At 65.3% G+C, this 25,204-nt stretch carries 24 protein-coding genes and 1 riboswitch; of the genes, 11 read left to right on the forward strand and 13 right to left on the reverse strand.

Annotation, left to right across the window (positions count from 1 at the left end):
* Positions 1 to 36 precede the first annotated feature (36 nt).
* On the forward strand, positions 37 to 3,423 hold the full coding sequence (locus ACCQ08_RS07200) for a mechanosensitive ion channel domain-containing protein (RefSeq protein WP_373449332.1): 3,387 nt from the start codon (positions 37 to 39) through the stop codon (positions 3,421 to 3,423).
* On the opposite strand, the gene ACCQ08_RS07205 is transcribed toward ACCQ08_RS07200, so the two are convergent.
* Entirely contained in the window at positions 3,420 to 4,361 is a 942-nt protein-coding gene (locus ACCQ08_RS07205; RefSeq protein ID WP_373449333.1) for a LysR family transcriptional regulator, read from the reverse strand. The genes ACCQ08_RS07200 and ACCQ08_RS07205 overlap by 4 nt on opposite strands.
* A gap of 68 nt (positions 4,362 to 4,429) precedes the next feature.
* Between ACCQ08_RS07205 and ACCQ08_RS07210 the strand changes: the two genes are divergently transcribed.
* A complete protein-coding gene (locus ACCQ08_RS07210; protein ID WP_239810141.1) occupies positions 4,430 to 4,885 on the forward strand; it encodes a PACE efflux transporter in 456 nt (151 codons plus the stop codon).
* Positions 4,886 to 4,956: 71 nt separating this feature from the next.
* On the opposite strand, the gene gltS is transcribed toward ACCQ08_RS07210, so the two are convergent.
* Complete coding sequence (gene gltS, locus ACCQ08_RS07215) at positions 4,957 to 6,195, reverse strand: sodium/glutamate symporter (protein WP_313334801.1); 1,239 nt, start codon at positions 6,193 to 6,195, stop codon at positions 4,957 to 4,959.
* A 225-nt stretch (positions 6,196 to 6,420) separates the two neighbouring features.
* Positions 6,421 to 6,531, forward strand: a riboswitch (S-adenosyl-L-homocysteine riboswitch).
* 35 nt (positions 6,532 to 6,566) lie between these two features.
* On the opposite strand from gltS, the gene metH reads away from it, so the two are divergent.
* Entirely contained in the window at positions 6,567 to 9,320 is a 2,754-nt protein-coding gene (gene metH / locus ACCQ08_RS07220) for a methionine synthase (protein ID WP_373449334.1), read from the forward strand.
* A gap of 117 nt (positions 9,321 to 9,437) precedes the next feature.
* A complete protein-coding gene (locus ACCQ08_RS07225) occupies positions 9,438 to 9,707 on the forward strand; it encodes a helix-turn-helix domain-containing protein (protein ID WP_373449335.1) in 270 nt (89 codons plus the stop codon).
* Between the two features lie 38 nt (positions 9,708 to 9,745).
* Here the strand turns inward: ACCQ08_RS07225 and ACCQ08_RS07230 are convergent, their stop codons facing one another.
* The gene (locus ACCQ08_RS07230; RefSeq protein WP_373449336.1) at positions 9,746 to 10,351 is read right to left on the reverse strand and encodes a DUF4304 domain-containing protein; all 606 of its coding nucleotides are present in this window, start codon (positions 10,349 to 10,351) and stop codon (positions 9,746 to 9,748) included.
* Between the two features lie 240 nt (positions 10,352 to 10,591).
* On the opposite strand from ACCQ08_RS07230, the gene ACCQ08_RS07235 reads away from it, so the two are divergent.
* The 3 genes from ACCQ08_RS07235 to ACCQ08_RS07245 all read left to right on the forward strand — a co-directional run bounded on the left by ACCQ08_RS07235 (position 10,592) and on the right by ACCQ08_RS07245 (position 12,936).
* The gene (locus tag ACCQ08_RS07235) at positions 10,592 to 11,416 is read left to right on the forward strand and encodes an ABC transporter substrate-binding protein (protein ID WP_373449337.1); all 825 of its coding nucleotides are present in this window, start codon (positions 10,592 to 10,594) and stop codon (positions 11,414 to 11,416) included.
* 66 nt (positions 11,417 to 11,482) lie between these two features.
* Positions 11,483 to 12,250: an amino acid ABC transporter permease gene (locus ACCQ08_RS07240; RefSeq protein ID WP_373449338.1), complete on the forward strand. Its 768-nt coding sequence runs from the start codon at positions 11,483 to 11,485 to the stop codon at positions 12,248 to 12,250.
* Positions 12,247 to 12,936: an amino acid ABC transporter permease gene (locus tag ACCQ08_RS07245; protein ID WP_369460635.1), complete on the forward strand. Its 690-nt coding sequence runs from the start codon at positions 12,247 to 12,249 to the stop codon at positions 12,934 to 12,936. Before ACCQ08_RS07240 ends, ACCQ08_RS07245 begins: the two co-directional genes overlap by 4 nt.
* A 70-nt stretch (positions 12,937 to 13,006) precedes the next feature.
* On the opposite strand, the gene ACCQ08_RS07250 is transcribed toward ACCQ08_RS07245, so the two are convergent.
* The 3 genes from ACCQ08_RS07250 to ACCQ08_RS07260 all read right to left on the reverse strand — a co-directional run bounded on the left by ACCQ08_RS07250 (position 13,007) and on the right by ACCQ08_RS07260 (position 15,735).
* Entirely contained in the window at positions 13,007 to 14,368 is a 1,362-nt protein-coding gene (locus tag ACCQ08_RS07250) for a glycerophosphodiester phosphodiesterase family protein (protein ID WP_373449339.1), read from the reverse strand.
* 273 nt (positions 14,369 to 14,641) lie between these two features.
* Entirely contained in the window at positions 14,642 to 14,911 is a 270-nt protein-coding gene (locus tag ACCQ08_RS07255) for a hypothetical protein (protein WP_373449340.1), read from the reverse strand.
* 44 nt (positions 14,912 to 14,955) lie between these two features.
* On the reverse strand, positions 14,956 to 15,735 hold the full coding sequence (locus ACCQ08_RS07260) for an SDR family oxidoreductase (protein WP_312461885.1): 780 nt from the start codon (positions 15,733 to 15,735) through the stop codon (positions 14,956 to 14,958).
* Positions 15,736 to 15,855: 120 nt separating this feature from the next.
* Here ACCQ08_RS07260 and ACCQ08_RS07265 point away from each other — a divergent pair, with 120 nt between their 5' ends.
* A complete protein-coding gene (locus ACCQ08_RS07265; protein ID WP_373449341.1) occupies positions 15,856 to 16,791 on the forward strand; it encodes a LysR substrate-binding domain-containing protein in 936 nt (311 codons plus the stop codon).
* Positions 16,792 to 16,900: 109 nt separating this feature from the next.
* On the opposite strand, the gene ACCQ08_RS07270 is transcribed toward ACCQ08_RS07265, so the two are convergent.
* The 3 genes from ACCQ08_RS07270 to ACCQ08_RS07280 all read right to left on the reverse strand — a co-directional run bounded on the left by ACCQ08_RS07270 (position 16,901) and on the right by ACCQ08_RS07280 (position 18,554).
* Entirely contained in the window at positions 16,901 to 17,251 is a 351-nt protein-coding gene (locus ACCQ08_RS07270; protein ID WP_239810152.1) for an RNA-binding protein, read from the reverse strand.
* A gap of 111 nt (positions 17,252 to 17,362) precedes the next feature.
* On the reverse strand, positions 17,363 to 17,572 hold the full coding sequence (locus ACCQ08_RS07275; RefSeq protein WP_230774304.1) for a hypothetical protein: 210 nt from the start codon (positions 17,570 to 17,572) through the stop codon (positions 17,363 to 17,365).
* A gap of 310 nt (positions 17,573 to 17,882) precedes the next feature.
* Positions 17,883 to 18,554, reverse strand: coding sequence for an ankyrin repeat domain-containing protein (locus tag ACCQ08_RS07280; RefSeq protein WP_373449342.1), 672 nt, complete (start codon positions 18,552 to 18,554; stop codon positions 17,883 to 17,885).
* A 162-nt stretch (positions 18,555 to 18,716) separates the two neighbouring features.
* Between ACCQ08_RS07280 and ACCQ08_RS07285 the strand changes: the two genes are divergently transcribed.
* Positions 18,717 to 19,883: a hypothetical protein gene (locus ACCQ08_RS07285; RefSeq protein WP_373449343.1), complete on the forward strand. Its 1,167-nt coding sequence runs from the start codon at positions 18,717 to 18,719 to the stop codon at positions 19,881 to 19,883.
* Positions 19,884 to 19,902: 19 nt separating this feature from the next.
* On the opposite strand, the gene ACCQ08_RS07290 is transcribed toward ACCQ08_RS07285, so the two are convergent.
* The 4 genes from ACCQ08_RS07290 to ACCQ08_RS07305 all read right to left on the reverse strand — a co-directional run bounded on the left by ACCQ08_RS07290 (position 19,903) and on the right by ACCQ08_RS07305 (position 23,115).
* Positions 19,903 to 20,529: a pseudouridine synthase gene (locus tag ACCQ08_RS07290; RefSeq protein ID WP_373449344.1), complete on the reverse strand. Its 627-nt coding sequence runs from the start codon at positions 20,527 to 20,529 to the stop codon at positions 19,903 to 19,905.
* A complete protein-coding gene (locus ACCQ08_RS07295) occupies positions 20,529 to 21,215 on the reverse strand; it encodes a GntR family transcriptional regulator (protein WP_239810155.1) in 687 nt (228 codons plus the stop codon). Before ACCQ08_RS07295 ends, ACCQ08_RS07290 begins: the two co-directional genes overlap by 1 nt.
* A gap of 5 nt (positions 21,216 to 21,220) precedes the next feature.
* Positions 21,221 to 22,507 carry a C4-dicarboxylate transporter DctA gene (locus ACCQ08_RS07300; RefSeq protein WP_373449443.1) on the reverse strand — a complete coding sequence of 429 codons (1,287 nt, stop codon included), beginning with the start codon at positions 22,505 to 22,507 and terminating at the stop codon, positions 21,221 to 21,223.
* Positions 22,508 to 22,749: 242 nt separating this feature from the next.
* The gene (locus ACCQ08_RS07305; RefSeq protein ID WP_230773740.1) at positions 22,750 to 23,115 is read right to left on the reverse strand and encodes a RidA family protein; all 366 of its coding nucleotides are present in this window, start codon (positions 23,113 to 23,115) and stop codon (positions 22,750 to 22,752) included.
* A 123-nt stretch (positions 23,116 to 23,238) separates the two neighbouring features.
* Between ACCQ08_RS07305 and ACCQ08_RS07310 the strand changes: the two genes are divergently transcribed.
* Together ACCQ08_RS07310 and ACCQ08_RS07315 are read left to right on the forward strand one after the other, a co-directional pair.
* Positions 23,239 to 23,904 (forward strand): TenA family protein, encoded by a 666-nt coding sequence (locus tag ACCQ08_RS07310; protein WP_373449345.1) that lies wholly within the window; start codon positions 23,239 to 23,241, stop codon positions 23,902 to 23,904.
* 91 nt (positions 23,905 to 23,995) lie between these two features.
* A complete protein-coding gene (locus ACCQ08_RS07315) occupies positions 23,996 to 25,195 on the forward strand; it encodes a threonine ammonia-lyase (protein ID WP_373449346.1) in 1,200 nt (399 codons plus the stop codon).
* Positions 25,196 to 25,204: the final 9 nt, after the last annotated feature.

The raw sequence follows: 25,204 nt of genomic DNA on the forward strand, positions 1-25,204 counted from the left end.
GCCATGGGGCAGGGCGCATACCGATACACTGTGCCGATGCAAGCCTCCCCCCTTTCTTTCTCTGCCCGCCAGGGCCTGCCACGCTGGTGGTTGCCGGCCCTGTGGCTGGTGCTGTGCGCCTGCCTGCTGCCGTGGGTGCCGGGGGCGTCGGCGCAGTCACTGACGTCGCTGGCGGGCTTGGGGAGCAGCTCGTCCAGCAGCAGCGGCAGCGACGAGGAGCGCGCCATCCAGGCGCAGCGCGAGGCCACCACGACGGCCGAGCAGGAGGCCGATGCGCTTGCGCAATCGCTTGAGCGCCTGCGCAGCCGGGTCCAGACGCCGGCCGCAGCGCCCCCTGCGCCGCTGAGCGACCTGGAGCTGGGTCAGATTCAGGCCCGCTGGGAAGAGCGTGTGCCTGCCAATGCCAGCCAGGAAGTGCTGGAGAAGCTGCTGACCGACGAGCGCGAGGCGATCGCCGCGCTCAAGTCCGGCATCGAGAAATCGGCGGCCGAACAGGCGAACCTGGTGGCTCAGCCTGGCAATGGCCGAACGGACCTGGCCACGTTGCAGCAACGGGTGCAGGAAACGGCCACGCCGCTAGCGGCCGAGCCGGGCGAATCGAGCGCGCTGACCCAGGCGCGCCAGCTGCGCCGCAGTGCTGAGAACCGCCGCGCCAGGCAGGAGCTGGCGCTGCGCCAGGAAGAACAATCGACGATCGAGACACGCCAGCGCCAGCTCGATGTACAGCTGCAGACCCAGCGCCGCGAGTTGCTGGAGCGCACGCCGCGCGTGGCCTGGCTGAACCAGCGCATTGCCGAGCGCGCGCGCCAGCAGCTGGAGCAGCAGGTGCAGCAAACGCAGGCGGCCGAACACGATGCGGCCGAGGCGCCCGCTTCCGTGCGGGAACTGGCACGGCAAAACAGTGCGCTGGCCGAGCAAATCCTCGCGCACAACAACCGCCTGGTGCAGGAGCGCCAGGACCTGGCCAGCGATGAGTACCGCCAGAGCCAGCTGGCCTCTGCGCTGCGCGACACGCAGGCGCGCCTGCGCCTGGGCGGCAGTGCATCGGTGGGCCAGTGGCTGTGGAAGCAGCGGGTGGCGCTTCCGACGGCCAACACCATCCAGGCGCGGCGCAAGGCCACCTTGCGGCAGTTGGCCGAGCTGCGGCTGGCGCTGTTCAACGCCAGCGAGCGGCGCTTCAACCTCAATGGCACGGCCAACGTGGGCGGGGGCGGCGACACGGGCATGACCACGCGCAGCGGCACCCAAAGCACCGCGCTGTGGTCCAAGCAGGCGGCGCTGATCGACCAGCTCCAGCCGCTGCTGCTGCGGCGCATCGCCGTGCTGGAGCAGACCGATGCTGCGCTGCAGTCGACGCTCAAGAGCGGCAGCGCGCTGCGCCAGGTGATGGACAAGGAGTTGCTGTGGTTCCCCAGCCATCTGGCCATGGGCCGTGCCTGGCTGGACGAGTGGCGCTCGGTGCTGCGCAGCCCGGACGGCGCGGGCCTGGAGCAGGGCGCCAGCGCATCGCCGTGGAACACTGCCCGGGTGCTGGGCGACAGCATGCTGCGCAATATCTGGACCTATGCCGGCATCTTCGCCGGCGTGCTGCTGCTGCTGGGACTGCGCCGCTATGCGTTGCAGAAGCTGCAGGCCATCGCGCTGCGGGTGGACAACTTCTCGCAGGACCACTTTGGCCTGACCTTGATGGCGCTGGGCTGGAGCCTGCTGTATGCGCTGCCCTGGAGTTTTGCGACCGCCGCGCTGGGCACCCTGCTGCAATCGGCGGCGGCGCCGGTGGCGCTGGAGCCGCTGGGCCAGGCGCTGGAGCAGCTGAGCGCCTTTGTGTTTGTCGTGACCTTGCTGAACGTGCTGTTCCGCCCCTGCGGCCTCGCGGTGGCGCACTTTGGCTGGCCGCGCGAGCGCGTGCAGGTGCTGCGCCAGATGGTGCTGCGCGCCACCTGGCTGATTGTGCCCATCGATCTGCTGGGCGGTCTGGCTTTTTTCAGCCACGACGACACGGCCATCAGCACCTGGGGCCGCATGTGCCTGCTGGTGCTGACCCTGGGCCTGGCCTGGATGGCCTTCCGCTACCTGCGCCAAAGCCTGCTCAAGCAGCGCCCGGGGCTGCGTTGGAGCCAGGTGGTGAGCGTGGCGGTGATGCTGGTGCTGGCCGTCACCCTGGCCGGCATCGGGCTGGGCTATGTCTACACCGCCACCGAAGTGATCCAGGCGCTGCTGAGCAGCTTTGTGTTCCTGGCGGCAGCGGAGGTGCTGGTCAGCCTGCTGCGGCGCTGGCTGCTGCTGGGCGAGCGCCGGCTGGCGCTCAACCGCCTGCGTGCGGCTGCGCTGCAGCGCCAGGCGGCCAATGCGGCAGCAGTGGCCGATGCCGCCACAGGCACCCCCGCCACCGCCAACAGCAATGCCACCGATGAGCAAAGCCAGATGGCGCTGGTGACGGTGAGCACGCAGGCGCACCGCCTGCTGGGCCTGCTCCAGCGGGTGCTGGTGGCGCTGAGCCTGGTCTATGCCTGGTCGCCGGTGCTGCCGGCGCTGCTGCGCTTTGAGGGTGTGGTGCTTTGGTACACCACCAATACCGAGGCCAGCGGCATCGCCCGCCCCGCACCGGTGAGCCTGATGGATCTGCTGATCGGCGCGCTGATTCTGCTGATGACCTTCAGCCTGACGCGCAACCTGCCGGGCCTGGTCGAGGTGGTGTTCTCCAGCACGCGCCGGGTCAGCAGCTCGGACCGCTACACGATGGCGACCCTTGCGCGCTACGGCATCACCATTGCCGGCACCGTGAGTGCGCTGTCGTTGCTGGGGCTGCGCTGGAGCCAGCTGCAGTGGATGGCTGCCGCACTGACCGTGGGTCTGGGTTTTGGTCTGCAGGAGATCTTTGCGAACTTCGTCTCGGGGCTGATCCTGCTGGTCGAGCGGCCCTTCCGGGTCGGCGATGTGATCACCATCAACCAGCACACCGGCACCGTCACGCGCATCCGCACCCGTGCGACCACGGTGCTCGATTTCGACAACCAGGAAATCGTCATCCCGAACAAGACCTTCATCACCGGCCAGGTGACCAACTGGACCTTGAGCGACGATGTGACCCGTCTGATCATCGATGTGTCCGTGGCCCATGGCAGCGACCCGGCCGAGGTGCAGCGCATGCTGCTGGCGATTGCGGCCGAGCACCCCAAGGTGCTGCGCGAGCCCGAGGCCAACTGCTGGTTCATGGCGCTCGAAGGCCAGGGCCAGAAGTTCGAGCTGCGCGTCTACGTGGGCGCGGTGGACGACCGCCTGCCGGTGCGCAACGACCTCAACCGCAGCATCAATGCCCGCCTGAAGGCGGCCGGCATTGCAGTGGCCTTCCCGCAGATGGACATCCATGTGCGCGATCTGCCGCCCGCCCCGGCTGCACCGCAGCAGGCCCCGGGCACTTAAGGGGTTGGCGAAGCGGCGGCCTGCACCAGCGCCACAAAGCGCTTGGCGGCCAGGCCCATCGGGTGCTCCTTGGACCAGACCACGTCCACATAGAGCTGTGCGCCATTGCTGAGGTTGGCAAACTCCATCGCCACCAGCGCGCCCGATTGCAGCAGCGGCGCCACCAGCGGCTGGGGCAGCCAGCCCCAGCCAATGCCGGCGCTGACCATCTGCAACGCGGCCACATGGTTGTCGGTGCGCCAGACATCGCGGGCATAGACCAGGCGCTCAGGGTCCAGCGTCCAGTCGCGGCTGGCAACGATGATCTGCCGGGTATTGGTCAGGTGGTGCTCGCGCAGCTGGGGCCGGGCCGGCTCATCCGGTAGCGGCCCCTGGTGCAGCGACTGCATCAGCGGGTGGCTGGGGGCGATGACGGCCAGCAAGGTCTCGGTCGCCACTTCCTGAAAGCCTTCGCGGCCATCGAGGCTGGGCCGCTCAAACACCAGCGCCAGCTGCGCACGGCCGCTGTGCAGCATGGTCAGCGCATCGGCCTGGGGAGCGGTGAGCACTTCGATGGCCAGCTGCGGGTATTCCTGCGCGAGCGCGGCCAGCGGCGCGGCCCAGGGGGCGGACAGCAACTCCGGCGCGATCGCCAAGGTCAGCCGTGATTCCAGCCCTTGCTCCAGCGCCAGCGCATGGGCATTGAGCTGCTGCAGCTGCGCGGCCAACAGGCGCGCCTGCGGCTCCAGGGCCAGCGCGGCGGGCAGCGGCCGGGGCTCGCGGCCGTCGCGGGCAAACAGCGGCATCTGCAGCTCGGCCTCGAGCTGGGCGATCTGCATGCTGACGGCCGAGGGCACCTTGCCCAGCGCCCGGGCGGAGGCCGAAAAGCTGCCATGGTCGAGCACGGCCAGCAAGGTCTGGATAGTGTCGGAGTCGAACGGGGCAAAAGCGCTGCGCATTGATATATCAGTTTTTCTGAAAGATTCTGACTTATGTTATCAGTTCGTGACACATAAGATAGCGCCCCATGTCAGTTCAAAAAATACAGAACAGCCCCTGGTCCCTGCAGGGGCCGATGCGGCGCGTGGTCTATGTGGCCTTGTACGAAGCAATTGCGATTGTGGCCGCCACGGCAGGCCTGTCGGCCTTGTCCGGCCAGGGCGCAGCGCACTCGGGCGTGGTGGCCGCTGCATCGTCGGCCATCGCGATTGTGTGGAATGTCGTCTGGAACCATCTGTTCGAGCGCTGGGAAGCCACCCAGCCCACCCGCGGGCGCGGCCTGGGCCGCCGCATTGCGCATGCGCTGGGCATGGAAGGGGGCCTCGTCTTCATGCTCGTGCCGCTGTTTGCCTGGTGGTTTGACGTCAGCCTCTGGGAAGCCCTGGTGATGGACATCGGCCTGCTGCTGTTCTTCCTGGTCTACACCTTTGTGTTCAACTGGTCATTCGACCGTCTGTTTGGCCTGCCGCAATCGGCGCAGTGACCCAGCCATAAAAGCACAACGGGGCGCCGTGTCACCACGACGCCCCGTTTCTCATTTCTACATGGCCGCGCTTAGCGAATCCAGGCAATCATCAGCTGCAGCACAAAGGCGTTGATGATGTCGATAAAGAACGCGCCCACCAGCGGCACGATCAGAAAGGCCTTGTGCGACGGGCCGTACTGGCTGGTGATGGCCTGCATGTTGGCGACGGCGGTGGGCGTGGCGCCCATGCCAAAGCCGCAGTGGCCGGCGGCCAGCACGGCCGCATCGTAGTTGCGGCCCATCGTGCGGAAGGTGACGAAGACGGCAAACAGCGCCAGTGCCACGGTCTGCACGGCCAGGATGAGCATCAGCGGCCCGGCCAGATCGGCCAGCTCCCACAGCTTGAGCGACAGCAGCGCAATGGCCAGGTAGATCGACAGGCCGGCGTTGCCGAACACATCGATGGCGCGGTCAAACACCTTGAAGCCAAAACCATAGTCGAGCACATTGCGGATCACCACGCCGCCGCCCAGCGCCCAGACAAAGGTGGGCAGCTGCAGCTTGGTGCCCTGGGTGGCGCTGGTCATGAACTCGGCAAAGGCCAGGCAACCGGCAAACAGTGCCAGGGTCTCGATGGCCGCCTCGGCCGTGATCAGGCGCGGGGCGGTATTGGGCGTTTCAAAGTTGGCAGGCTCCGTGCCTTCGCTGGCGCTGCCGTGCGCGCCGGTTTGCGCCTCTGCCAGGTTGCGTGGCTGGGCCAGCTGGTGGCGGGTGATCAAGCGCTTGGCCAACGGGCCGCCGAGCAGGCCGCCAATGACCAGGCCAAAGGTGGCGCAGGCAATGCCCAACGCGGTGGCACCGCTCAGGCCGTATTGGTTCTCCAGCACCGAACCCCAGGCGCCCGCAGTGCCGTGGCCGCCCAGCAGGGTGATCGAGCCTGCGACCAGGCCAATCAGCGGGTCCAGCCCCAGCAACGTGGCCAGGCCGACGCCCACGCCGTTTTGCACAAAGATAAAGGCAACGATCACGCCCAGAAACACCACCAGGCCCATGCCGCCCTCACGGAGCTTGGCAAAGTTGGCGCTCAGCCCGATCGACGAGAAGAACACCAGCATGAAGGTGGTCTGCATGCCGCTGGCAAAGGCCAGCGTCAGACCGGTGGCCTGGTGCAGCGCAAAGATGATGGCCGCGACCACCAGGCCGCCAGAGACTGGCTCGGGGATGTTGAAGTCACGCAGAAAGCGGATGTGCCGCGTCAGCAGCTTGCCCAGCAAGAGCACGAGGACGGCAAAGATCAGCGTGTAATAAGCACCGAAACTCAGATGCAAGGGAATTCTCCTCAAATCGCAGGCCTTGACCTGGTTGAACACAGAAAGCCGGCGTTGCGTAGACGTTCACGCAGGTTGCCAGCAAAGTGCTGCAATATGGGTGAAAGCTGATGCATCGTTTAATTTAATAAGGCTATAACCAACGTTCGTGAGTGGTGTTTATGGCTATGGACAAGTCCCCCCGCCTGTGCTTACGCGCTTGGGCTGGCTTAAAATGCAGGGCCTTGTTCCAAGGAGCGCTGCAGCTGGCCAGTGGTAACCACCACAGGCCTGTCAGGCTTGGGGCAGGTCGACGGGCTCATTTCGCATGGCCCGCATCAACGGCGCTCACCTGTTCTGTCTCTGTTTTCTGGTTTTTACAGGTGAGCCCCATGTCCGCGTCTGCTGCCCCCGTTTCCGTTCCTCCCATGCGCCTGTCGGGCCTGGAGCCCGTGTTTGTTGGCGAGGACAGCCTGTTTGTCAACGTCGGCGAGCGCACCAACGTGACGGGCTCCAAGGCCTTTGCGCGCCTGATCCTGAACGAGCAGTACGAAGAAGCGCTGGCCGTTGCGCGCCAGCAGGTGGAAAACGGCGCCCAGGTGATCGACGTGAACATGGACGAGGCCATGCTCGACAGCAAGGCGGCGATGGTGCGTTTTCTGAACCTGATCGCCTCCGAGCCCGACATCGCCCGCGTGCCCATCATGGTCGACAGCTCCAAATGGGAGGTGATCGAGGCGGGCCTGCGCTGCATCCAGGGCAAGGGCATCGTCAACTCCATCTCGATGAAGGAGGGGGTGGACGAGTTCAAGAAGCATGCGCGTCTGGTCAAGCGCTATGGCGCGGCGGCCGTGGTCATGGCCTTTGACGAAAAAGGCCAGGCCGACACCTACGAGCGCAAGATCGAGATCTGCGAGCGCGCCTACCGCATCCTGGTCGATGAGGTGGGTTTCCCGCCCGAGGACATCATCTTCGACCCCAACATCTTCGCCGTGGCCACCGGCATCGAAGAGCACAACAACTATGGCGTGGACTTCATCGAGGCGACGCGCTGGATCAAGCAGAACCTGCCCGGCGCCAAGGTGAGCGGCGGCGTGTCCAACGTGTCGTTCTCGTTCCGTGGCAACGACCCGGTGCGTGAGGCGATCCACACTGTGTTCCTCTACCACGCGATCCAGGCGGGCATGGACATGGGCATTGTCAACGCCGGCATGGTCGGCGTCTATGACGACCTGGAGCCGGTGCTGCGCGAGCGCGTCGAGGACGTGGTGCTGAACCGCCGTCCCGACGCCGGCGAGCGCCTGGTGGAAGTGGCTGACAGCGCCAAGAGCGGCGCCAAGGACGACAGCAAGAAGCTGGAGTGGCGCGGCACGCCCGAGAGCCCGAAGACCGTGAACGAGCGCCTGTCGCATGCGCTGGTGCATGGCATCACCGACTTCATCACCGAAGACACCGAAGAGGCCTACCAGCAGATCGTCGTGCAAGGCGGTGGCCGCCCGCTGCATGTGATCGAAGGGCCGCTGATGGACGGCATGAACATCGTCGGCGACCTGTTTGGCGCCGGCAAGATGTTCCTGCCCCAGGTGGTCAAGTCGGCCCGCGTGATGAAGCAGGCCGTCGCCCACCTGGTGCCCTACATCGAGGAGGAAAAGCGCCAGCAGGAAGCGGCTGGCATGGATGTCTCGAGCAAGGGCAAGATCGTTATCGCCACCGTCAAGGGCGATGTGCATGACATCGGCAAGAACATCGTCACCGTGGTACTGCAGTGCAATAACTTCGAGGTCATCAACATGGGCGTGATGGTGCCCTGCCACGAGATCCTGGCCCGGGCCAAGGCCGAGGGCGCCGACATCATCGGCCTGTCGGGTCTGATCACGCCCAGCCTGGAAGAGATGCAGTACGTGGCCGGCGAGATGCACAAGGACGACTATTTCCGTGTCAAGAAGATCCCGCTGCTGATTGGCGGCGCTACTTGCTCGCGCGTGCATACCGCCGTGAAGATTGCCCCCAAGTACGATGGTCCGGTGCTCTATGTGCCCGATGCCTCGCGCAGTGTGAGCGTAGCCCAGAGCCTGCTCGGCGAGAACAAGGACCGCTACCTGCAGGAGGTCGAGGCCGACTACGACAAGGTGCGCACCCAGCACGCCAACAAGAAGAAGACACCGCTGTGGACCCTGGCACAGGCCCGCGCCAATGCGACCCCGGTGGACTTTGCCGCACACCCGCCCGTCACGCCCCGCGTGCTGGGCCGCCGCGTGTTCAAGAACTTTGACCTGGCCGAGATCGCCCAGTACATCGACTGGGGCCCGTTCTTCCAGACCTGGGACCTGGCCGGCCCGTACCCCGCCATCCTTGACGACGAGGTCGTGGGTGTGGAGGCCCGCAAGGTGCTCGCCGATGCCCAGGCCATGCTCAAGAAGATCATCGAAGGCCGCTGGCTGCAGGCCAATGGCGTGATGGGCCTGTTCCCTGCCAACCGGGTGGGTGACGACATCGTGTTCTACACCGATGAGTCGCGCAGCACCGAGCTGCTGACCTGGTACGGCATGCGCCAGCAAACCGAAAAGCAGGCGGTGGATGGCGTGTTGCGCCCCAGCCGCTGCCTGTCCGACTTTGTGGCCAGCAAGGAATCGGGCATTGGCGATTACGCCGGTCTGTTTGCGGTCACCGCCGGCATCGGCGCCGAGAAGAAGGACCAGGAATTTGAAGCTGCGCTGGACGACTACAGCGGCATCATGTTCAAGGCCCTGGCCGACCGCCTGGCCGAAGCCTTTGCCGAATGCCTGCACCTGCGCGTGCGCAAGGACCTGTGGGGCTACGCCGCCGACGAGCAGCTGAGCAACGAGGAGCTGATCAAGGAAAAATACCAGGGCGTGCGCCCCGCCCCCGGCTACCCCGCCTGCCCTGACCACACCGCCAAGACCGACCTGTTCAAGGCGCTGGACGCCGCCGATATCGGCATGCACCTGACCGAGAGCCTGGCCATGTTCCCCGCCTCCAGCGTCAGCGGCTTCTACCTGGGCTACCCCGAAGCGGTGTACTTCAACGTCGGCGAAATCGGTGAAGACCAACTGGCGGACATGGCAGAGCGCCGGGGCATGGACATCGAAGTGCTGCGCCGAGCGCTGGCGCCGAATCTGGCATAAATACAAGCCATAGGCTGTAAAACGGAAATACAAACCAAGCCTTGTATTTCCGGAATACAGCCTATGGGTTGTGGCCTCACAATAGCTGCTCCTGAGTGACTGTGAAGGGGAGCACGCATGGATGAATTCATCGTCCACACCAGCCGCCAGCTACCGATATTTCTGAGCGCTTTTCGCAAGACGGCGAAGCTCACCCAGGCGGATGTGGCCGTGCGCATGGGTGTAACCCAACAGACGGTCTCCGCGATGGAACGCAATTCCAACGCGGTCAGCGCTGAACGCTTGATGAAACTACTGAGCGTACTGGGCGTGGACCTGGTACTGCGGTCACGCCCGGAACCGAGCGACTATGCCGGCTCTGAACTTCGGTCACTGGATGATTGGTAAAGCGCGGTTGACGGGCTTTTCGCCAGCTTTTTCAACATTCAACCCGCCAAAACAGCCTCCAGCTTCGCACGCAGCGAAGTAGCGCGCTCCGGCACCCGGGGCAGCGCTGCCTGGGCGATGGACTGAGCCAGTGCAGCCTCACCCAGCAGCGCGGCGACCCGGGCCCAGGTGAGCAGGTGGGCGGGGTGCCGCTCCCGGTCCTGCGCAGCCTGCCGGGCGGCGGCCAGAAAGAATGCGGGATAGTCGCTGAAAGGCGCAAAAAAGGCCTGGGACTGCCGCTGCCATTCCGACACCAGAAAGGCCACTGATTCGGCCGCCTCGTGTGCGCTGGCGCCGTAGGCCAACTCGGCGTCTGTGGCGTTGCGAAAGCCGGCGATGACCGAGCCGCGCCAGGCGCAGTCATGGTCGCGCATGGTTTGCGGCGCGGGCAGGGTGCCGCCGGCCACATCGCCCAGCGCCAACAGATGGGCCCCCAGGTTGACCTGGAACACCGCGCTGCGCGGGCGGTGCTGGATCTCGACGATGTGCACCACACTGCCGTCCAGCACACGCCGGGCGATATCGCCTTGGCGCACAAAGCCGGTGGCCTGCAGCAGCGGAAAGAACTGCGCACGCAGTTCGCTGGTAATCGTTTTACGGTCCATGGCTGTGGCTGGTGGGTGTTCGGGTGGATGGTGCAGACCGGGGGTCCGCAGCGCTTCCCAGCTTATAAACGGTTCTGGATGGCTTGCTTTGTCGTCGATCGCTACATGCGGAATCTACATATCGATTGAATGAAATCGTCGTTGCCTGACGACGCTATGCATTTCTACACTGGGTCCTCAGTCAAGGTTTCGCTGGCAAGGGCATGGTGCCCTGGCGAGGCGATCTCAGAAAGCATAGCTATGAAAAACAAGGCATGGGCGATGGTGGCGACCGCTGCGGTCGCAGCACTGGCATCGGGGGCGGTGTGGGCGGATCGCCTGCAGGATATCAAGCAGGCAGGGGTGCTGCGCGTGGCAGCCTTCGATGCCAATCCACCGTTTGGTTTTGTCGATCCCAAGACCCGCAAGATCGTGGGCCTAGATGTGGACTATGCGCAGGCCTTTGCGCAGCGCCTGGGGGTCAAGCTGCAGCTGGTGCCGACCAACCCGGCCAACCGCGTGCCGCTGCTGCTGTCGAACAAGGTCGATCTGGTGCTGGCCAATTTCACGATCACCGACGAGCGTGCCAAGCAGGTGGGCTTCAGCGTTCCCTACTTTGCCTCGGGCACCCAGTTCATCGCCGCCAAGGGCACGCTGACCTCGCCCGATCAGCTGAACCAGCTGCGCATTGGCGTGGACAAGGGCACCACCAACGAGATCGTGCTGCGCGAGAAGCACCCGCAGGCCACCTTGGTGGCCTACGACGACACGCCGTTTGCGTTCACCGCGCTGCGCAATGGCAATGTGCAGGCCATCTCGCAAGACGGCCCCAAGCTGGTCGGCCTGCTGGCCACCATCAAGGACAAGAAGGAGCGCGACAAGTGGGAGGTGCCGGCGTTCACGATCTCCAGCGACTACATTGGCGTGGGCATTCCGAAGGGGGAAGCGGCATTGACCGATTTCGTCAACACAGCGTTGAAGGAGCTGGAGGCCAGCGGCCAGGCCGGCAAGATCTACGACACCTGGTTCGGGCCGCAAAGCGCGACGCCGCTGGTGCGCAACTTCAAGATCGGCGACAAGCAATAAGCACCTAGCTGCTGCGCAGCCCCGCGTCCGACAAGACGCGGCTGCGTGCGTTTGGCGTTGGCATTTATGCAACTCTTGATGTCCTGGCTGGAGCCGCTGTGGCCCCATGTGCTGGCGGGCAAGTACTGGCGCTGGCTGCTCGATGGCTGGTGCACCACGGTGCTGGCGTCGCTGCTGGTGATTGCGGCATCCACGGTGCTGGGCATCGCCTTTGCGGTCGCGCGCAGTGCGGCCTGGGCGCCGCTGCGCTGGCTGGCGCTGGGCTACCTGTCGGTGTTTCGCAATACGCCGCTCCTGGTGCAGCTGTTCTTTTGGTACTTTGGCGTGCCCAGCCTGCTGCCGCCCGCGTGGATGGCCTGGCTCAACCAGGCGCACAGCCTGGCGCTGGGTCCGCTCAGCCTGGGCTGGCCTTCGCTGGAATTCCTCTCGGCCTGCATCGGCATGGTGTTCTATGCCACCGCCTACGTGGGCGAAGAGGTGCGCGCCGGCATCAACAGCGTGCCCGCCAGCCAGAGCCAGGCGGCGCGCTCGCTGGGCATGGATGGCTGGCAATTGCTGCGCCATATCGTGCTGCCCCAGGCGCTGGCGCGCGTGGTGTCGCCGCTGATGGGCCAGTACATGAACATCGTCAAGAACACCTCGCTGGGCATGGCCATTGGCCTGGCCGAGCTCTCGTACCGGGCACGCCAGGCAGAGGCCGAGACTTTCCAGTCCTTCCAGGTCTACGGCATCACCACCTTGCTCTACATCGTGCTGATCATCGGGCTGGAGCTGCTCAGCCAGCACCTGGCCCAGCGCCGCCGCTGGGGCCGGGTGGAGGTGCGGCGCGCATGAACTTTGCTGCTCTGAGTGATGACTGGCGCTACCTGCTGCTGGGCACTTTCCCTGACGGACCGCCGGGCGGCGCGCTGCTGAGCCTGATCCTGAGCGCCGTCTCCGGCGTGCTGTCTGCGCTGCTGGGGCTGGCGCTGGGCATTGCACTGGTGATGGGGCGCGGCCGGGCCCTGCAGTGCCTGCGGGTGGTGCTGGGCTTTCTGCGCGCCATCCCGGTGCTGCTGCTGATCTTCTGGATTTATTTCTTGCTGCCGGTGCTGTTCCGGCTCGATGTGCCGGGCAGCTTCTCGGTGGTGTGCGCGCTGTCGCTGGTCAGCGGCGCCTACCTGGCCCATGGCGTGGCCGCTGGCCTGCAGGCGATTGCGCCGGGCCAGTGGGATGCCGGCGCCGCGCTGGGCCTGACGCGCTGGCAGGTGCTGCGCAGCCTGATCCTGCCCCAGGCGCTGGCGGTGATGCTGCCCTCGTTCGTGAACCAGTGGGTGACCCTGATCAAGGACAGCTCGCTGGCCTATATCGTCGGCGTGGGCGAGCTGTCCTTTCTGTCCACCCAGGTCAATGCGCGGCTGATGGTGCACCCGGCCGAAGTGTTCCTGCTGGTGGGCGCCATCTACTGGCTGATGTGCTCGGCGCTCAACCTGCTGGCCTGGGCGGTGGCGCGGCGTAGCCAGCCGCATTTGGTACGCTGAGTTGGCCCGCTGATGCGGGCATGGAAAAAAGGACGCCAGGCGTCCTTTTTGGGTGAGTGCTGCGCTGCGATTACTGGTTCTTCAGCTCGGCGATGTAGGCATCGCGTGCCTTCACGCCAGTGGGGGTGAAGTCGGTGAACACGCCATCGATACCCAGGCGGTAGTAGGCCAGGAACTCTTGCACCGGATCACCCTTGTAGATGCCAGCCAGGCGGCCCGCTTCGTTGCGGAAAGTGAAGCTGTGCACGATCAGGCCGGCCTTGTGGGCGTTGGCGATCAGGCCCGTGTCCTTGAGCGTGTTGACATCCTTCAGACCAGCGCCTTCCTTGTACGGCACGACAGAATGGGCGAGGACCTGTGGCTTCCAGGGGCCGATGCCATCGGCATAGGTCTTGATCTCGGCGAGGCCGGCAGGGGTCTGCATCACAGCAAAGGTGCGGGCATCGCCGGCGAGGGTCCAGCTGTAGGGGCGGCCGCTGATGAAGGTCCATTCATCTGTGGTGATGTAGACCATCGAGCCATCCTTGAGGTCGAAGTCATTGCCATCGATCAGCTGCACGCCCTTGGCCTTCATGCCGGCCTTGCGCAGGTACTTCAGGCTCTCGGGGTCAAAGCTCTGGATGTAAATCGCCGCGTCCTTGCTGTTGAGCTTGTTCTTCTCGAGCAGCGCCATCACCGCATCTTCAAACGGGTGGCTGCCGCTGCCGCAACCGTTGGCAATCGCCTGCTGGTTGTTCCAGTAGGGGTTCTTGGTTTCGGCATACACGGGGATGGTGCGGCCCAGCGCCTTGCCCTTGGCCGCTGCGATGTCGATCACATCCTGGGCGCTGATCAGCGGCAGCTTGCCGTTCCACTCGGTGGGGCGGTCGGCGCGGTTGTCCAAGGTAGTACCGGCAATCCAGTCGCGCAGCTCCTGCATCGTGAAGTCGCTGATCGACCAGTCATTGGTGTGGTCTTCGCCATCCACAATCAGGGCTTTGAGCACCGACTTCTGGTTGCCGGGCTCGACCAGGTCCGTCAGGTATTGGCTGGGGCCGTTGGCTGGAATGGCGGGGTACTTCACATCGACCAGCACACCGGGCGTGGTGCGCTTGCGGGCTGCCACGGCGGCGTTGGTCTTGGCCACGTCAGCGATATTGGTGCTGTCGCTCAGCCAGGCGTTGTGGCGTGCCACCAGCTGGCAGTCACGCGTCATGTGCATGTCCAGCTCCAGCATGTCGGCGCCGGCATCGGCGGCCTTTTCGTAGGCCATGCGGGTCTGCTCGGGGTACATGCCGGAGTAGCCACGGTGCGCGATCACCTGGGGCTGCTTGCCGTCCAGGGTCTTGAAGCTGGGATCATCATCGCCGCCGCCACAAGCGGTCAGCAGCAGTGCGCCGCACAGGGCAGAGCCCAGCGCAGCCAGGCGAAATGTGGGTTGGTGTGTTGTCATCGTCCGTTGTCCCCAGGGTTGGTGAATCAGCAAGTGGATGGATGCTGCGGGGACGGTATGACGGCGCTGTGACAATGTTAAGCACGCGTCTACGGCTCACAACAGGCGAGGTGTGCAGGCCCCTTGCTGGCCGTTGAAAGCTTCTGTAGGGCAGCCACCGCCGGTTGCCGCGGGCATCCGATTCCAGCGCACCAGCGTAGTGCAAGCCCGGTGAGTGGCCCAGTGTTTTCGATGCTGCAGCGCGTCAACTGTGGTGTTCTGTCCAATCGCCGGTCAGGCGCGGCCCAGCCACCATGCCAGGCCCAGCGCCAGCGCGGCAGGCACGGCAAAGTTGACGAGCAAGATCGGCAGCTCCTGCGCAACGGTGTAGCCGGCCTTGTGCACCCCCACCCACATGTTGACCAGCGCCACGGCCAGCCATGCAGGAATGAAGTACTTGACCGCCAGCATGATGCTGGCCGCATCGGCGCCCCAGAGCTTGCCCAGCAGGGCAAAGACGGCCAACAGCAGCAGGCCGGTCAGCATGACCAACAGCATATGCATGGGTAACTCCTTGTGGTGGCCGGAGGGCGCTGCCCTCCGCGGGCTTATTTTGTCGTATACCCGCCGTTGATCAGAATCGTCTGTCCGGTGATCCACCAGCCATCGCTCACCAGGTGGCGCACAAAGGGCACCACGTCTTCGATGTCGGTGAGACCCGTTTGGCTGAACGGCGACAGCGCGGCTGCGCTCTTGTGGTAGGCCTGGGCATCGGCGCTCTCCTGGCCGTAGAAGAAGGGCGTATCCATGGGACCGGGGCCTACGGCGGTGACCGAGATGCCCCGCGCGCCCAGCTCCTTGGCCGCTGCGCGGGTGTAATGTTCCACAGGCGCCTTGGTGCCCGCGTAGGACGAATAGAACGGCGTGAACGCGCCCAGCAGCGAGGTGACCAGGGTGCAGATCTTGCCGCCATCGTTCACCTGCTTGCCCGCCTCTTTCAGAAAGAAGAAAGCCGCCTTGTTGTTGACCGCATCCATCTCGTCGAACTCGGCCTCGCTGATCTCGGACATCGGCTTTTTCAGCACCTTGCCGACGGTGTTGATCGCAATGTCGGGGCGGCCCACAGCGGCCACCGCATCGGCAAACAACTTTTCCACGGCAGCGGCCGTGGTCAGGTCCGCTTGCAGGATCACCGCCTTGGCGCCGAGCTTGTGCAATGCAGCCAGCGTCTTTTCGGCATCCGCCTTGCTGGCGGCGCTGTTGTAGTGGATGGCGACGGCCTGGGCGCCGTGGTGGACGAAATCGGTCGCCAGCAGGCCGCCCAGGTTCTTGGCGCCGCCAGCGATCAGAACGGTCTTGCCTTGGAGGCTGTGCTTGGGATGGGACATAAAAAGCTCCTGTGATGGGGGAAGCTGTTCAGCGTAATTGGTCATAAATCAAAGATAAATATAGAATTTATTCCATGTTTATCCATGATTTACTAACAATGACTGCGCTGCAGAGGTGCCATGGACCGCATTGACCTGTTGCGCATCTTCTTGCGCGTGGCGGCCACCGGCAGCTTCTCCCAGGCGGCCGACCAGCTGGCGCTGCCCCGGCCCACCGTGTCACTGGCGGTGCAGCAGCTGGAAGCCCGGCTGGGCACGCGCCTGCTCCACCGCACCACGCGCAAGGTGGCGCTGACCTTGGACGGCCAGGCGCTGGTCGACAGGGCCAGCAGCCTGGTCAACGACATGCAGGATCTGGAGCAGCGCTTCCGCCCGCAGTCGCATGCGGTGGCGGGGCGCTTGCGCATCGATGTGCCCAGCCGCGTGGCACGCTTGATCGTGGCCCCCGCGTTGCCCGCTCTGCTGGCGCAGCACCCGGGGCTGGAGGTGGACCTGGGCTCCAGCGACCGGGCGGTGGACCTGGTGCAGGAGCACATCGACTGCGCGTTGCGCGTGGGCCCGCTGGCGGACAGTTCGCTGGTGGCCCAGGCGCTGGGCAGCATGGCGCTGATCAACTGCGCCAGTCCCGCCTACCTGGCCCGGCATGGCATGCCGCAAAGCCCGGCGGAGCTGGCAGGCCACCTGAGCGTGCGCTACAACTCGCCCACCACGGGGCGCGCTGCCGCCTGGGAATGGGTGGAGGGCGGCGCCGGGCACAGCATGGCGCTGCCGGGCACCGTGGGGGCCAACCATGTGGAGAGCTATATTGCCTGCGCGCTGGCCGGTCTGGGGCTGATCCAGATACCGCGCTATGACGTGCAGGGCCATCTGCAATCGGGAGAATTGGTCGAGGTGCTGCAGGCCTACCCGCCGCCCGCTTTGCCGGTGCACGTGCTCTACCTGCACCGCGCGCACCTGTCACGCCGGGTGCGGGTGTTCATCGACTGGATGGCGCAGCTGCTGGTGCAGGCCGGGGCGATTGCGCCGGGCACGGCCGGCGCTTCCAACCCGCCATGACAAAGAGCCTCTCAGGCGACAGGGCGTTGAGAGGCTCTTGCTGGTGAGCGGGCGGATCCCACCCGAAGTGCAGCGGCCAGGGCAGCCGGGTCTTCAGGAGGTAATGTGCTCAGTAGCGGCCACCGCCGTAGCCGCCATTGCCGTAACCCACGTCAGAACGGCCGCTCGAACGGTAGCCGGCATCACCATAGCCGCCAGCGGTACGGGATGCTTCACGCGGGCGGGCCAGGTTGACGACGATCTGGCGCCCGTCCACCGACATGCCATTGAGGGCGTCGATCGCTGCTTGTGCCACTTCGGCAGAGGCCATTTCGACAAAGCCAAAGCCCTTGGAGCGGCCGGTCTCGCGGTCCATCATGACCTTGGCCGAGTTCACGGTGCCGAATTCGGAGAAGTTGTCGTGGAGGTTGGAATCGGTCACCGAGTAGGGCAGGTTGCCCACATAGATTTTGTTGCTCATGTCAGAGCCTTTCTCAAAAAGGTTGCGCCACGCAGCGCAGGGGTGGAATGCAAGCGCCGGGATCGGCGTTGCATCGCAAAGGGGCGAAATGGAGTGGTTGCTACCGGGCCATCAACAGACGGGGGGCTTGGGCATCGACGATTGGAGCCAGCCCTGGGTCACGGCAAAGATGCGTGCTGCTTCTGCAGTGGCGAATGTCTTGTCGAAGCGGAACACGCGGCAATAGCTGCCGTTGCCTCCGGATCGCTGAACGGAGAAGGACGCGCCGAAGCGTCCGTTGGGGGCCGGGTGGGTCGAGGGGGAAACGACGTACTTCCCGATGGCAATAAAAGTCTTGGAAATGGGGATCAATCAGGGGCACAGGCTGTGGCCGCCTGTGTGAGCGGGGAGGTAAACGGTTGCCTGCTGCTCTACAGACCAACCAGGCGAAGGTCGCCAGGAATGCGGCTTGCGCAGTGCGGGGCCGCTGCGCAAGAAAGAGGCTTGCCCATAGGGCACTGCCTCTGCAAGCGATCCACTATATAGCATCGGTTATAAAAAAGCCAGTTTTTATTGTTTTACTACATAACGCAGACATGGCTACCGTCCCGCCAACGCCGCGCCGGACTGGGCAGTCCTGGGCTGGGCTGCATCAGCGTGCGCCAGCGGCCGTCAGCATCTCCACCATCGCGCTGTAGCCGCGCTGGCGCGCATGGGCCAGTGGCGTCACGCCGTCCTTGTCGGCCAGGTTCACATCGGCCTTGGCATCAATCAGCAGTTGCAGGATCTGCTGGTGGCGCGGCCCGCCGTCGCTCAGGATGATGGCCTCCATCAGCGCCGTCCAGCCCAGGCGGTTGACATGGTTCACATCGACGCCGGCCTGAATGAGGGTGCGCACCGTATCTACGTGGCCGCGCTCGGCCGCCGGAATCAGCGCGGTGCCGCCATAGCGGTTGGTGCTGCGCAGGTCGGCGCCATGGGCCAGGGTCATCTGCAGGATCTCCTGGTGGCCACGCGCGCCGGCATAGAGGTAGGGGCTGTCTTCGATGTTGTCCTTGGCGTTCACATCGGCACCGGCGTCCATCAAGGCCTTGGCCGCCGCCACCTGGTTGCTCTGGGTCGCTACCAGCAAGGGCGTGCGGCCCTGGGCATCGCGTGCATCGATGGCGCTGGCGCCCCCGTTTTGCAGCAGTTGCTGGATGCGGCTGCTGTTGTTGGCAGCCGCTGCCTGGTGCAGGGCGAGCGTGGTCATGTTCTGTGCGTGGGCAGCGGGCTGCGTCAGTTGAAAGGCCAGGCCAAGGCAGAGGCTGAGCAAGGGGCGCATCGGGTCTCCTTACAGCGGGGGTATGGCAGCCGAGTCCATCCCCTCCAGTTCATATACTCCCAAAACCATAGCTGGTCTTGAAGGATTTACGGGTGTGAAAGGCCATTCTTGCACAAGAATTGAAGGCCAATGGAGATGAGAGGCAACGGAGTGGAGAGAAGAATGGGTGGGATCCATGCGCGCAGTCAGCAGCGCGGCCATGCGGCGCTGCTGGTGCTGGGCGGGGTGGTGATGGTGGCGCTCGGGGTGCTGCTGTTCTGGCTGTGGCTGCCGCTGCTGATCGCGGTGGCCGCAGGCGGGCTGGTGTTTGTGCTGCTGTCACAGGTGGGCCGTATCGGCTGGATGCTGGAAGGGCGGCGCGCGCTGCGCGATCCGGCGTTGCGGATGGAGGACGGGCGCTTGCGCACGCCGGTGTGGCTGCCGTTTTACGCGATGCTGGCAGCCCTGGTGGCCACGGCCTGCGGCTGGATGGTGTTGTTCCTGCTGCCCGACAGCCTGCACCCGGCCGAGATGGTGCAGATAGGCACGGGCCTGGCTGGTGCCATTGTGGTGCTGGTGGCCGTGTGGCTGCTGGGGCAGCTCAGCACCGGCTGGTCGCTGCTGCGCCAGGGCCAGGCCTGGAATGCGCGCCGCATGTCGCCCGAATGGTGGGTTTGGGCGGCGATCGCCTTTGTGCCGGCCATGTTGGCCATGGGCCTGCTGGCGCCAGACCGGGCCGGTCTGCAGGCATGGGGCCTGCAATGGCGCGGTTATGACAGCCAGCCGCTCCGCATCCAGCTGGCGCCCGCCAGCCACCCTGAGCAGGCGCGCCTGCGCGATGCCGCCTTGCTGGAGCTGGTGCAGCCTTTGCTGGTGCAGGGCAGCCGCCGCATCCGTGCCAGCATGCGCAGCCGCCACGGCAGCAGCCACTGGACGGCCGCCCTGCCGGCGCGCTACCGGCTGCAGGGCGATGTGCTCGATATCCAATTGGCAGGCCGCCTGGATCCGGAGGGGCTGCAGCGCTATGCGCAGCAGCTGCAGCAGCTGGGCGCGGGCGACCACGCCGCGCTGCGCTGGTTGGCCGCGGCACAATGCCTGCCGGCCCCCAGTGCGATGGCGGCCCTCAGCGCGGCCGCGCGGCGCGCGCAGGGGGCACAGATGCAGGCCTGCGCGCAGCAGCGCAGCCAGGCCTTGCAAGCGCTGGGCGCGCAGCTGCAGGGGCAGATCCTGCAGGTGGAGCTATTGCCGCTGGCGCACTACCGGCCCTGGCCCCGGCGCGGCGGCTGGCAGGCCGTGGCCTTGCCCACGGGGGACGAGGCTTTGAACGACCTGCCGATGCTGGCGCATTGAGGCGTGGCGCGGCGGCTTTTTACAGCGCCAGATCCGTCCACTGCCCGGGCTCCAGGCCATCGAGCGTATAGGGGCCGATCGCCATGCGCACCAGGCGCAGGGTGGGGTGGCCGACGGCGGCCGTCATGCGCCGCACCTGGCGGTTACGGCCTTCGCGGATGATGAGCTCGATCCAGCAATCGGGCACGCTCTGGCGCACGCGGATCGGCGGGTGGCGGGGCCACATCGCTGGCTGCGGGTCGAGCATGCGCACCTGGGCAGGCAGGGTCCTGCCGTCTTTCAGGTCCACACCATCGCGCAACTGTTGCAACGCGGCGGCATCGGGGATGCCTTCCACCTGCACCCAGTAGGTCTTGGCCATCTTGTGGCGCGGGTCGGCAATGCGGGCCTGCAGCTGGCCGTCATTGGTCAGCAGCAGCAGGCCTTCGCTGTCGCCATCGAGCCGGCCAGCCACATAGACGCCAGGCACATCGATAAAGTCCTTGAGGCCTTGCCAGCGCCCCTCGGGCGTGAACTGGCTGACGACACCATAGGGCTTGTGAAAACCCAACAGCCGTGGCGGACCGGCCGGACTGGCGGGCTTGGAAGCTTTGAGGAATTGAACGGGCCCGCCGCTCTTGCGCGGGCGCATGCGTGGCCCGGGCATCAGCGCTGCACGGGGCTGAGGGTGGCCCGCAGGCGCTCGCCGGGTGCGGTCTCCGGCGGCGGCGGCGTGGTCTCCAGCGCTTCTTCCACGTTGCCGATGTGGGCCAGCATCAGCGCGCGGGCCTGCTCGGCGTCGCCGCGCTCCAGCGCTTGGACAATGCTCGCGTGGTCGGCGCAGGACTGCTCGGCGCTGTGGTCGGACTGGTAGAGCGTTGCTGCCAAGGTGGTGCGGGCGGTCAGGTCGCGCAGGGTATCGGCCAGCAGACGGTGGCCCATGTTCTCGGCCAGGCAGACATGGAAATCGGCCAGCAGGAAGGCGCGCGTGGCGGCATCGGCGCCCTGGATCGCGCGCTGCTCCTCATCGATATGCAGGCGCAGCTGGCGGATCACCTGCTGCATCGGGCGGCCTGCCGTCTCCAGGATGCCGGCCTCGATGATGCGGCGGGCGGCAAAGGCGTCGCGCGCCTCCTCGGCACTGGGCTGCACCACATACCAGCCCCGGCGCGGCTGCACCTGCACAAAGCCGCGCGCCTGCAACTGCATCAGCGCCTCACGCACCAGGGTGCGGCTGACCGAGAAGTTGTCCGCCAGCGCCTGCTCTCCCAGGCGCTCTCCTGGCGACAGCTTCTGTGCGAGGATGGCTTCGACAACGCGTTCCGCGATGGTGGTTGGGCTGACAGCAGTCATGAGGCTCAGGCGTGGGGTGTGGACAGCTCCGATTGTGCCGTGTCTTGCGGCAGCTTCTCGCCATTGAGCACCTTATGGGCCCGCTCGCGGTCGATATCGCCCTCCCACGACGCAATCGCCACGGTCGCCACGCAGTTGCCGATCAGGTTGCCCAGCGCGCGGGCAATACCCATGAACCAGTCCACCGACAGCACCAGCACCAGGCCGATGGCCGGGATCGCGGGGATCGCATGCAAGGTGGCGGCCAGCACCACAATGGCCGAGCCCGGCACGCCATGCGCACCCTTGGAGGTCACCAGCGCAATGGCCAGGATGGTCAGCAGATCGGTCATCGAGATCGGCGTGTTGGTGGCCTGCGCAATGAAGACCGCTGCCAACGTGATGTAGATCGAGAACGCGTCGAGGTTGAACGAGTAGCCGGTGGGGATCACCAGGCCGACGGTGGAGTCGCGGATGCCCAGGTGGCGCAGCTTGGCCATGATCTGGGGCAGCACGCTGTCGGACGAGGTGGTGGCGAAGACGACCATCAGCTCTTCGCGCAGGTAGCGCAGCAGCTTGATCAGGCTGAAGCCCGAGACGCGCATCGCAAAACCCAGCACGACAAACACGAAGAAGGCGACCGCGACATAGAACAGCAGCACCAGCATGCCCAGCTGCTTGAGCGAGCCCACGCCGTACTGGCCGACGGTAAACGCAATCGCACCCAGCACGCCCAGCGGCGCCAGCTTGATGATGATGCCCATCACCTTGAACAGCACATGCGACATCGTGTCGATCAACAGGCTGACCGGTGCGCCGCGCTCGCCCAGCATCGTCAGGCCGCAGCCAAACAGCACGGCAAACAGCAGCACCTGCAGCACATCGCCGGTGGCAAAGGCCTGCACCACGGTGGTGGGGATCAGCTTCATCAGGAAATCGACCGTGCCGCCGCTGGTCAGCTTGTCGGCATTGCTGGCGTAAGCGCTCATCGCCGAGGCATCGAGCTTGCTCGGGTCCACGTTCATGCCTGCACCAGGTTGGAACACAAAGGCCAGCACCAGGCCCAGAACCAGTGCAATGGTGGTCAGCACCTCGAAATAGATCAGCGCCTTGACGCCGACCCGGCCCACGCGCTTGAGGTCGCCCGCCCCGGCAATGCCATGCACCACCACGCAGAACACCAGCACCGGGATGATCATCTTGATGAGCTTGATGAAACCATCGCCCAAAGGCTTGAGTTTGACGGCCCATTCCGGCGCCAGCAGGCCGACGATGACCCCGATGATGAGAGCCACCACCACCTGCCCGAACAGCTATCTGACAAAGCGACGCATACGCATTCCTTTTGAGTTTGTATACAAGTTATAAATTTCTTGTATGCAAAAATGTACCCAAGCACAAAGCATTTGGTGAACAGGGATTACCCGTGAGTGTTCACCGACTTGTGCGGCCTCGGAGACAGAAGCAAAAAGCCTGCCATGCAAGATGCAAGACAGGCTTTGTATGCAAGGAATGCAGCATTCTGCAACGGCCCGCTCAGGGCCGTGCGCGGCGATCAGGCCTTTTCGACGGCTGCGACCACCACCACTTCGATCTTGTAATCGGGGTTGCCCAAGGTGGCCTGCACGGTGGCACGGGGCGGCGTGTGGCCCGGGGCGACCCAGGCGTCCCAGACGCTGTTCATCTGGCCGATCTCGGTGATGTCGGTCAGGTAGATCTGGCACTGCAGGATGCTGGCCTTGCTCGATCCGGCCTCGCCCAGCAGGCGGTCGATATGGCCCAGCACTTCTTGCGTTTGGGTGACGATATCGGCACCGGGGTTGTTCTCGGGGATCTGGCCCGCCAGGTAGACGGTGCCGTTGTGGATGGCGGTTTCGGACAGGCGTGCGCCGACGTGGCGGCGGTCGATGGCAGAGGTCATGCTCGTCTTTCGGTAACGGAGGGGGATACGCAAAAATCATAGCGCATCGCCAGGCCGGTGCGCAGGCACAAGGCTGTTGCGGCACAATGGCCCTCTTTGCCGTTGCTGCCTCCGCCGCCCACCATGACCGACCGCTTTTCTGAATCGCTCCAAGCGCTGAACCAGCCCGTTTGGGATGCCTGCATCCACCACCGCTTCATTGACGAGATGCGGGCCGGCAGCCTGGAGGATGCGGTGCTGCGCCGCTATCTGGTGCAGGACTACCAGTTCATCAACCAGTTCGTGGCGCTGCTGGGCGCGGCCATCGCCAGTGCCGACAGCTTTGCGCCGCGCGTGCGGCTGGCGCAGTTTGCGGCGATGATCACCAGCGACGAGAACACCTATTTCCAGCGCAGCTTGGACGAGCTGCAGGTGCCCGCGCAGGAGCGCGAGACACCGCCGCTGACGCTGCCGACCGTGCAGTTCCAGGCGCTGATGGGCCAGGCCGCGCGCAGCCAGAAATACGCCAACTGCCTGGCCGTGCTCTGCGTGGCCGAAGGCCTGTACCTGGATGGCTTTGACCAGCCCGGCCAGACCCTGCCACCCCGCTTTGTGCATGCCGAATGGATCAGCCTGCATGCCAACGACTTCTTCCGCGATTTTGTAGGCTGGCTGCGCGCTGAGCTCGACCGCATGGGCGAAAGCATCGACCCCGACGCACGCGCCGAGGCGGCCGATTATTTCAGCCGCGCGGTGGCGCTGGAGCAGGCCTTTTTTGACCATGTCTACCAGCCGCCCAGCGCCGACTGAACGCCGCGCCAGCCATCGAGACGACGAGACATTCCATGACAACAGCCAGCCCCTGGCCGGGCGGCACCACACCCCTTCAGCGAGTCATCCCATGCTCAGCATCCAAGACATCCGCAATGCCGCGCAGCGCATCCAAGGCAAGGTCGAGCGCACGCCCTGCCTCTACTCCCACACGCTGTCCCAGATCGTGGGCGCCAAGGTCTATCTCAAGTTCGAGAACCTGCAGTTCACGGCGGCGTTCAAGGAGCGCGGTGCCTGCAACAAGCTGATGCAGCTGGACGCCGAGCAGCGCGCACGGGGCGTCATCGCGATGAGCGCGGGCAACCATGCCCAGGGCGTGGCCTACCATGCGCAGCAGCTGGGTGTGCGGGCGGTGATCGTGATGCCGCGCTTCACGCCGGGTGTTAAGGTGGAGCGCACGCGCAGCTTTGGTGCCGAGGTGGTGCTGCATGGCGACACCCTGGAAGAGGCCCGCGCCCATGCCTATGCGATGGCCGAGGACCAGAAGCTGGTGTTTGTGCATCCGTTTGACGATGCCGACATTGCAGCGGGCCAGGGCACCTTGGCGCTGGAGATGCTCGAAGACCAGCCCGATCTGGACACCTTGCTCATCGCCGTGGGCGGTGGCGGCCTGATTGCCGGCATCGCCACCGCGGCCAAGGCCGTCAAGCCCGGCATCCAGGTGGTGGGCGTGCAGACCTCGCGCTTTCCCAGCATGGTCAATGCGGTGCAGCACCAGGATCTGCCCGTCGGCGTATCGACGATGGCCGAAGGCATTGCCGTGGCCACGGCCGGCATGATCACGCGCGAGATCGTGGCCCGCACCGTCGATGACCTGGTGCTGGTCGAAGAGAGCGATATCGAGCAGGCCGTGCTGATGCTGCTGGAGATTGAAAAGACCCTGGTCGAAGGGGCTGGCTCGGTGGGCCTGGCAGCGCTGCTGCGCTACCCCGAGCGCTTCCGGGGCCAGAAGGTGGGCCTGGTGCTGTCGGGCGGCAATATCGATCCGTTGCTGCTGGCCTCCATCATCCAGCGCGGCATGGTGCGCTCGGGCCGGCTGGCGCGCCTGCGCATCAGCTCGCGCGATGTGCCCGGCATGCTCGCACGCATCACCGCCATCGTGGCCGAGGCGGGGGCCAACATCGAAGAGGTGCACCACCAGCGTGCCTTCACCAAGCTGGCCGCGCAGAACACCGAGATCGACATCGTGCTGCAGACCCGCAGCAAGGCGCATATCGACGAGGTGGTGGACAAGCTGCGCGCCGTAGGCATGCAGGTCGATCTGGCCTGACAGTGCGGT

The organism is Comamonas sp. SY3, from assembly GCF_041730275.1.
Classification (GTDB): Bacteria; Pseudomonadota; Gammaproteobacteria; order Burkholderiales; family Burkholderiaceae_C; genus Comamonas; species Comamonas sediminis.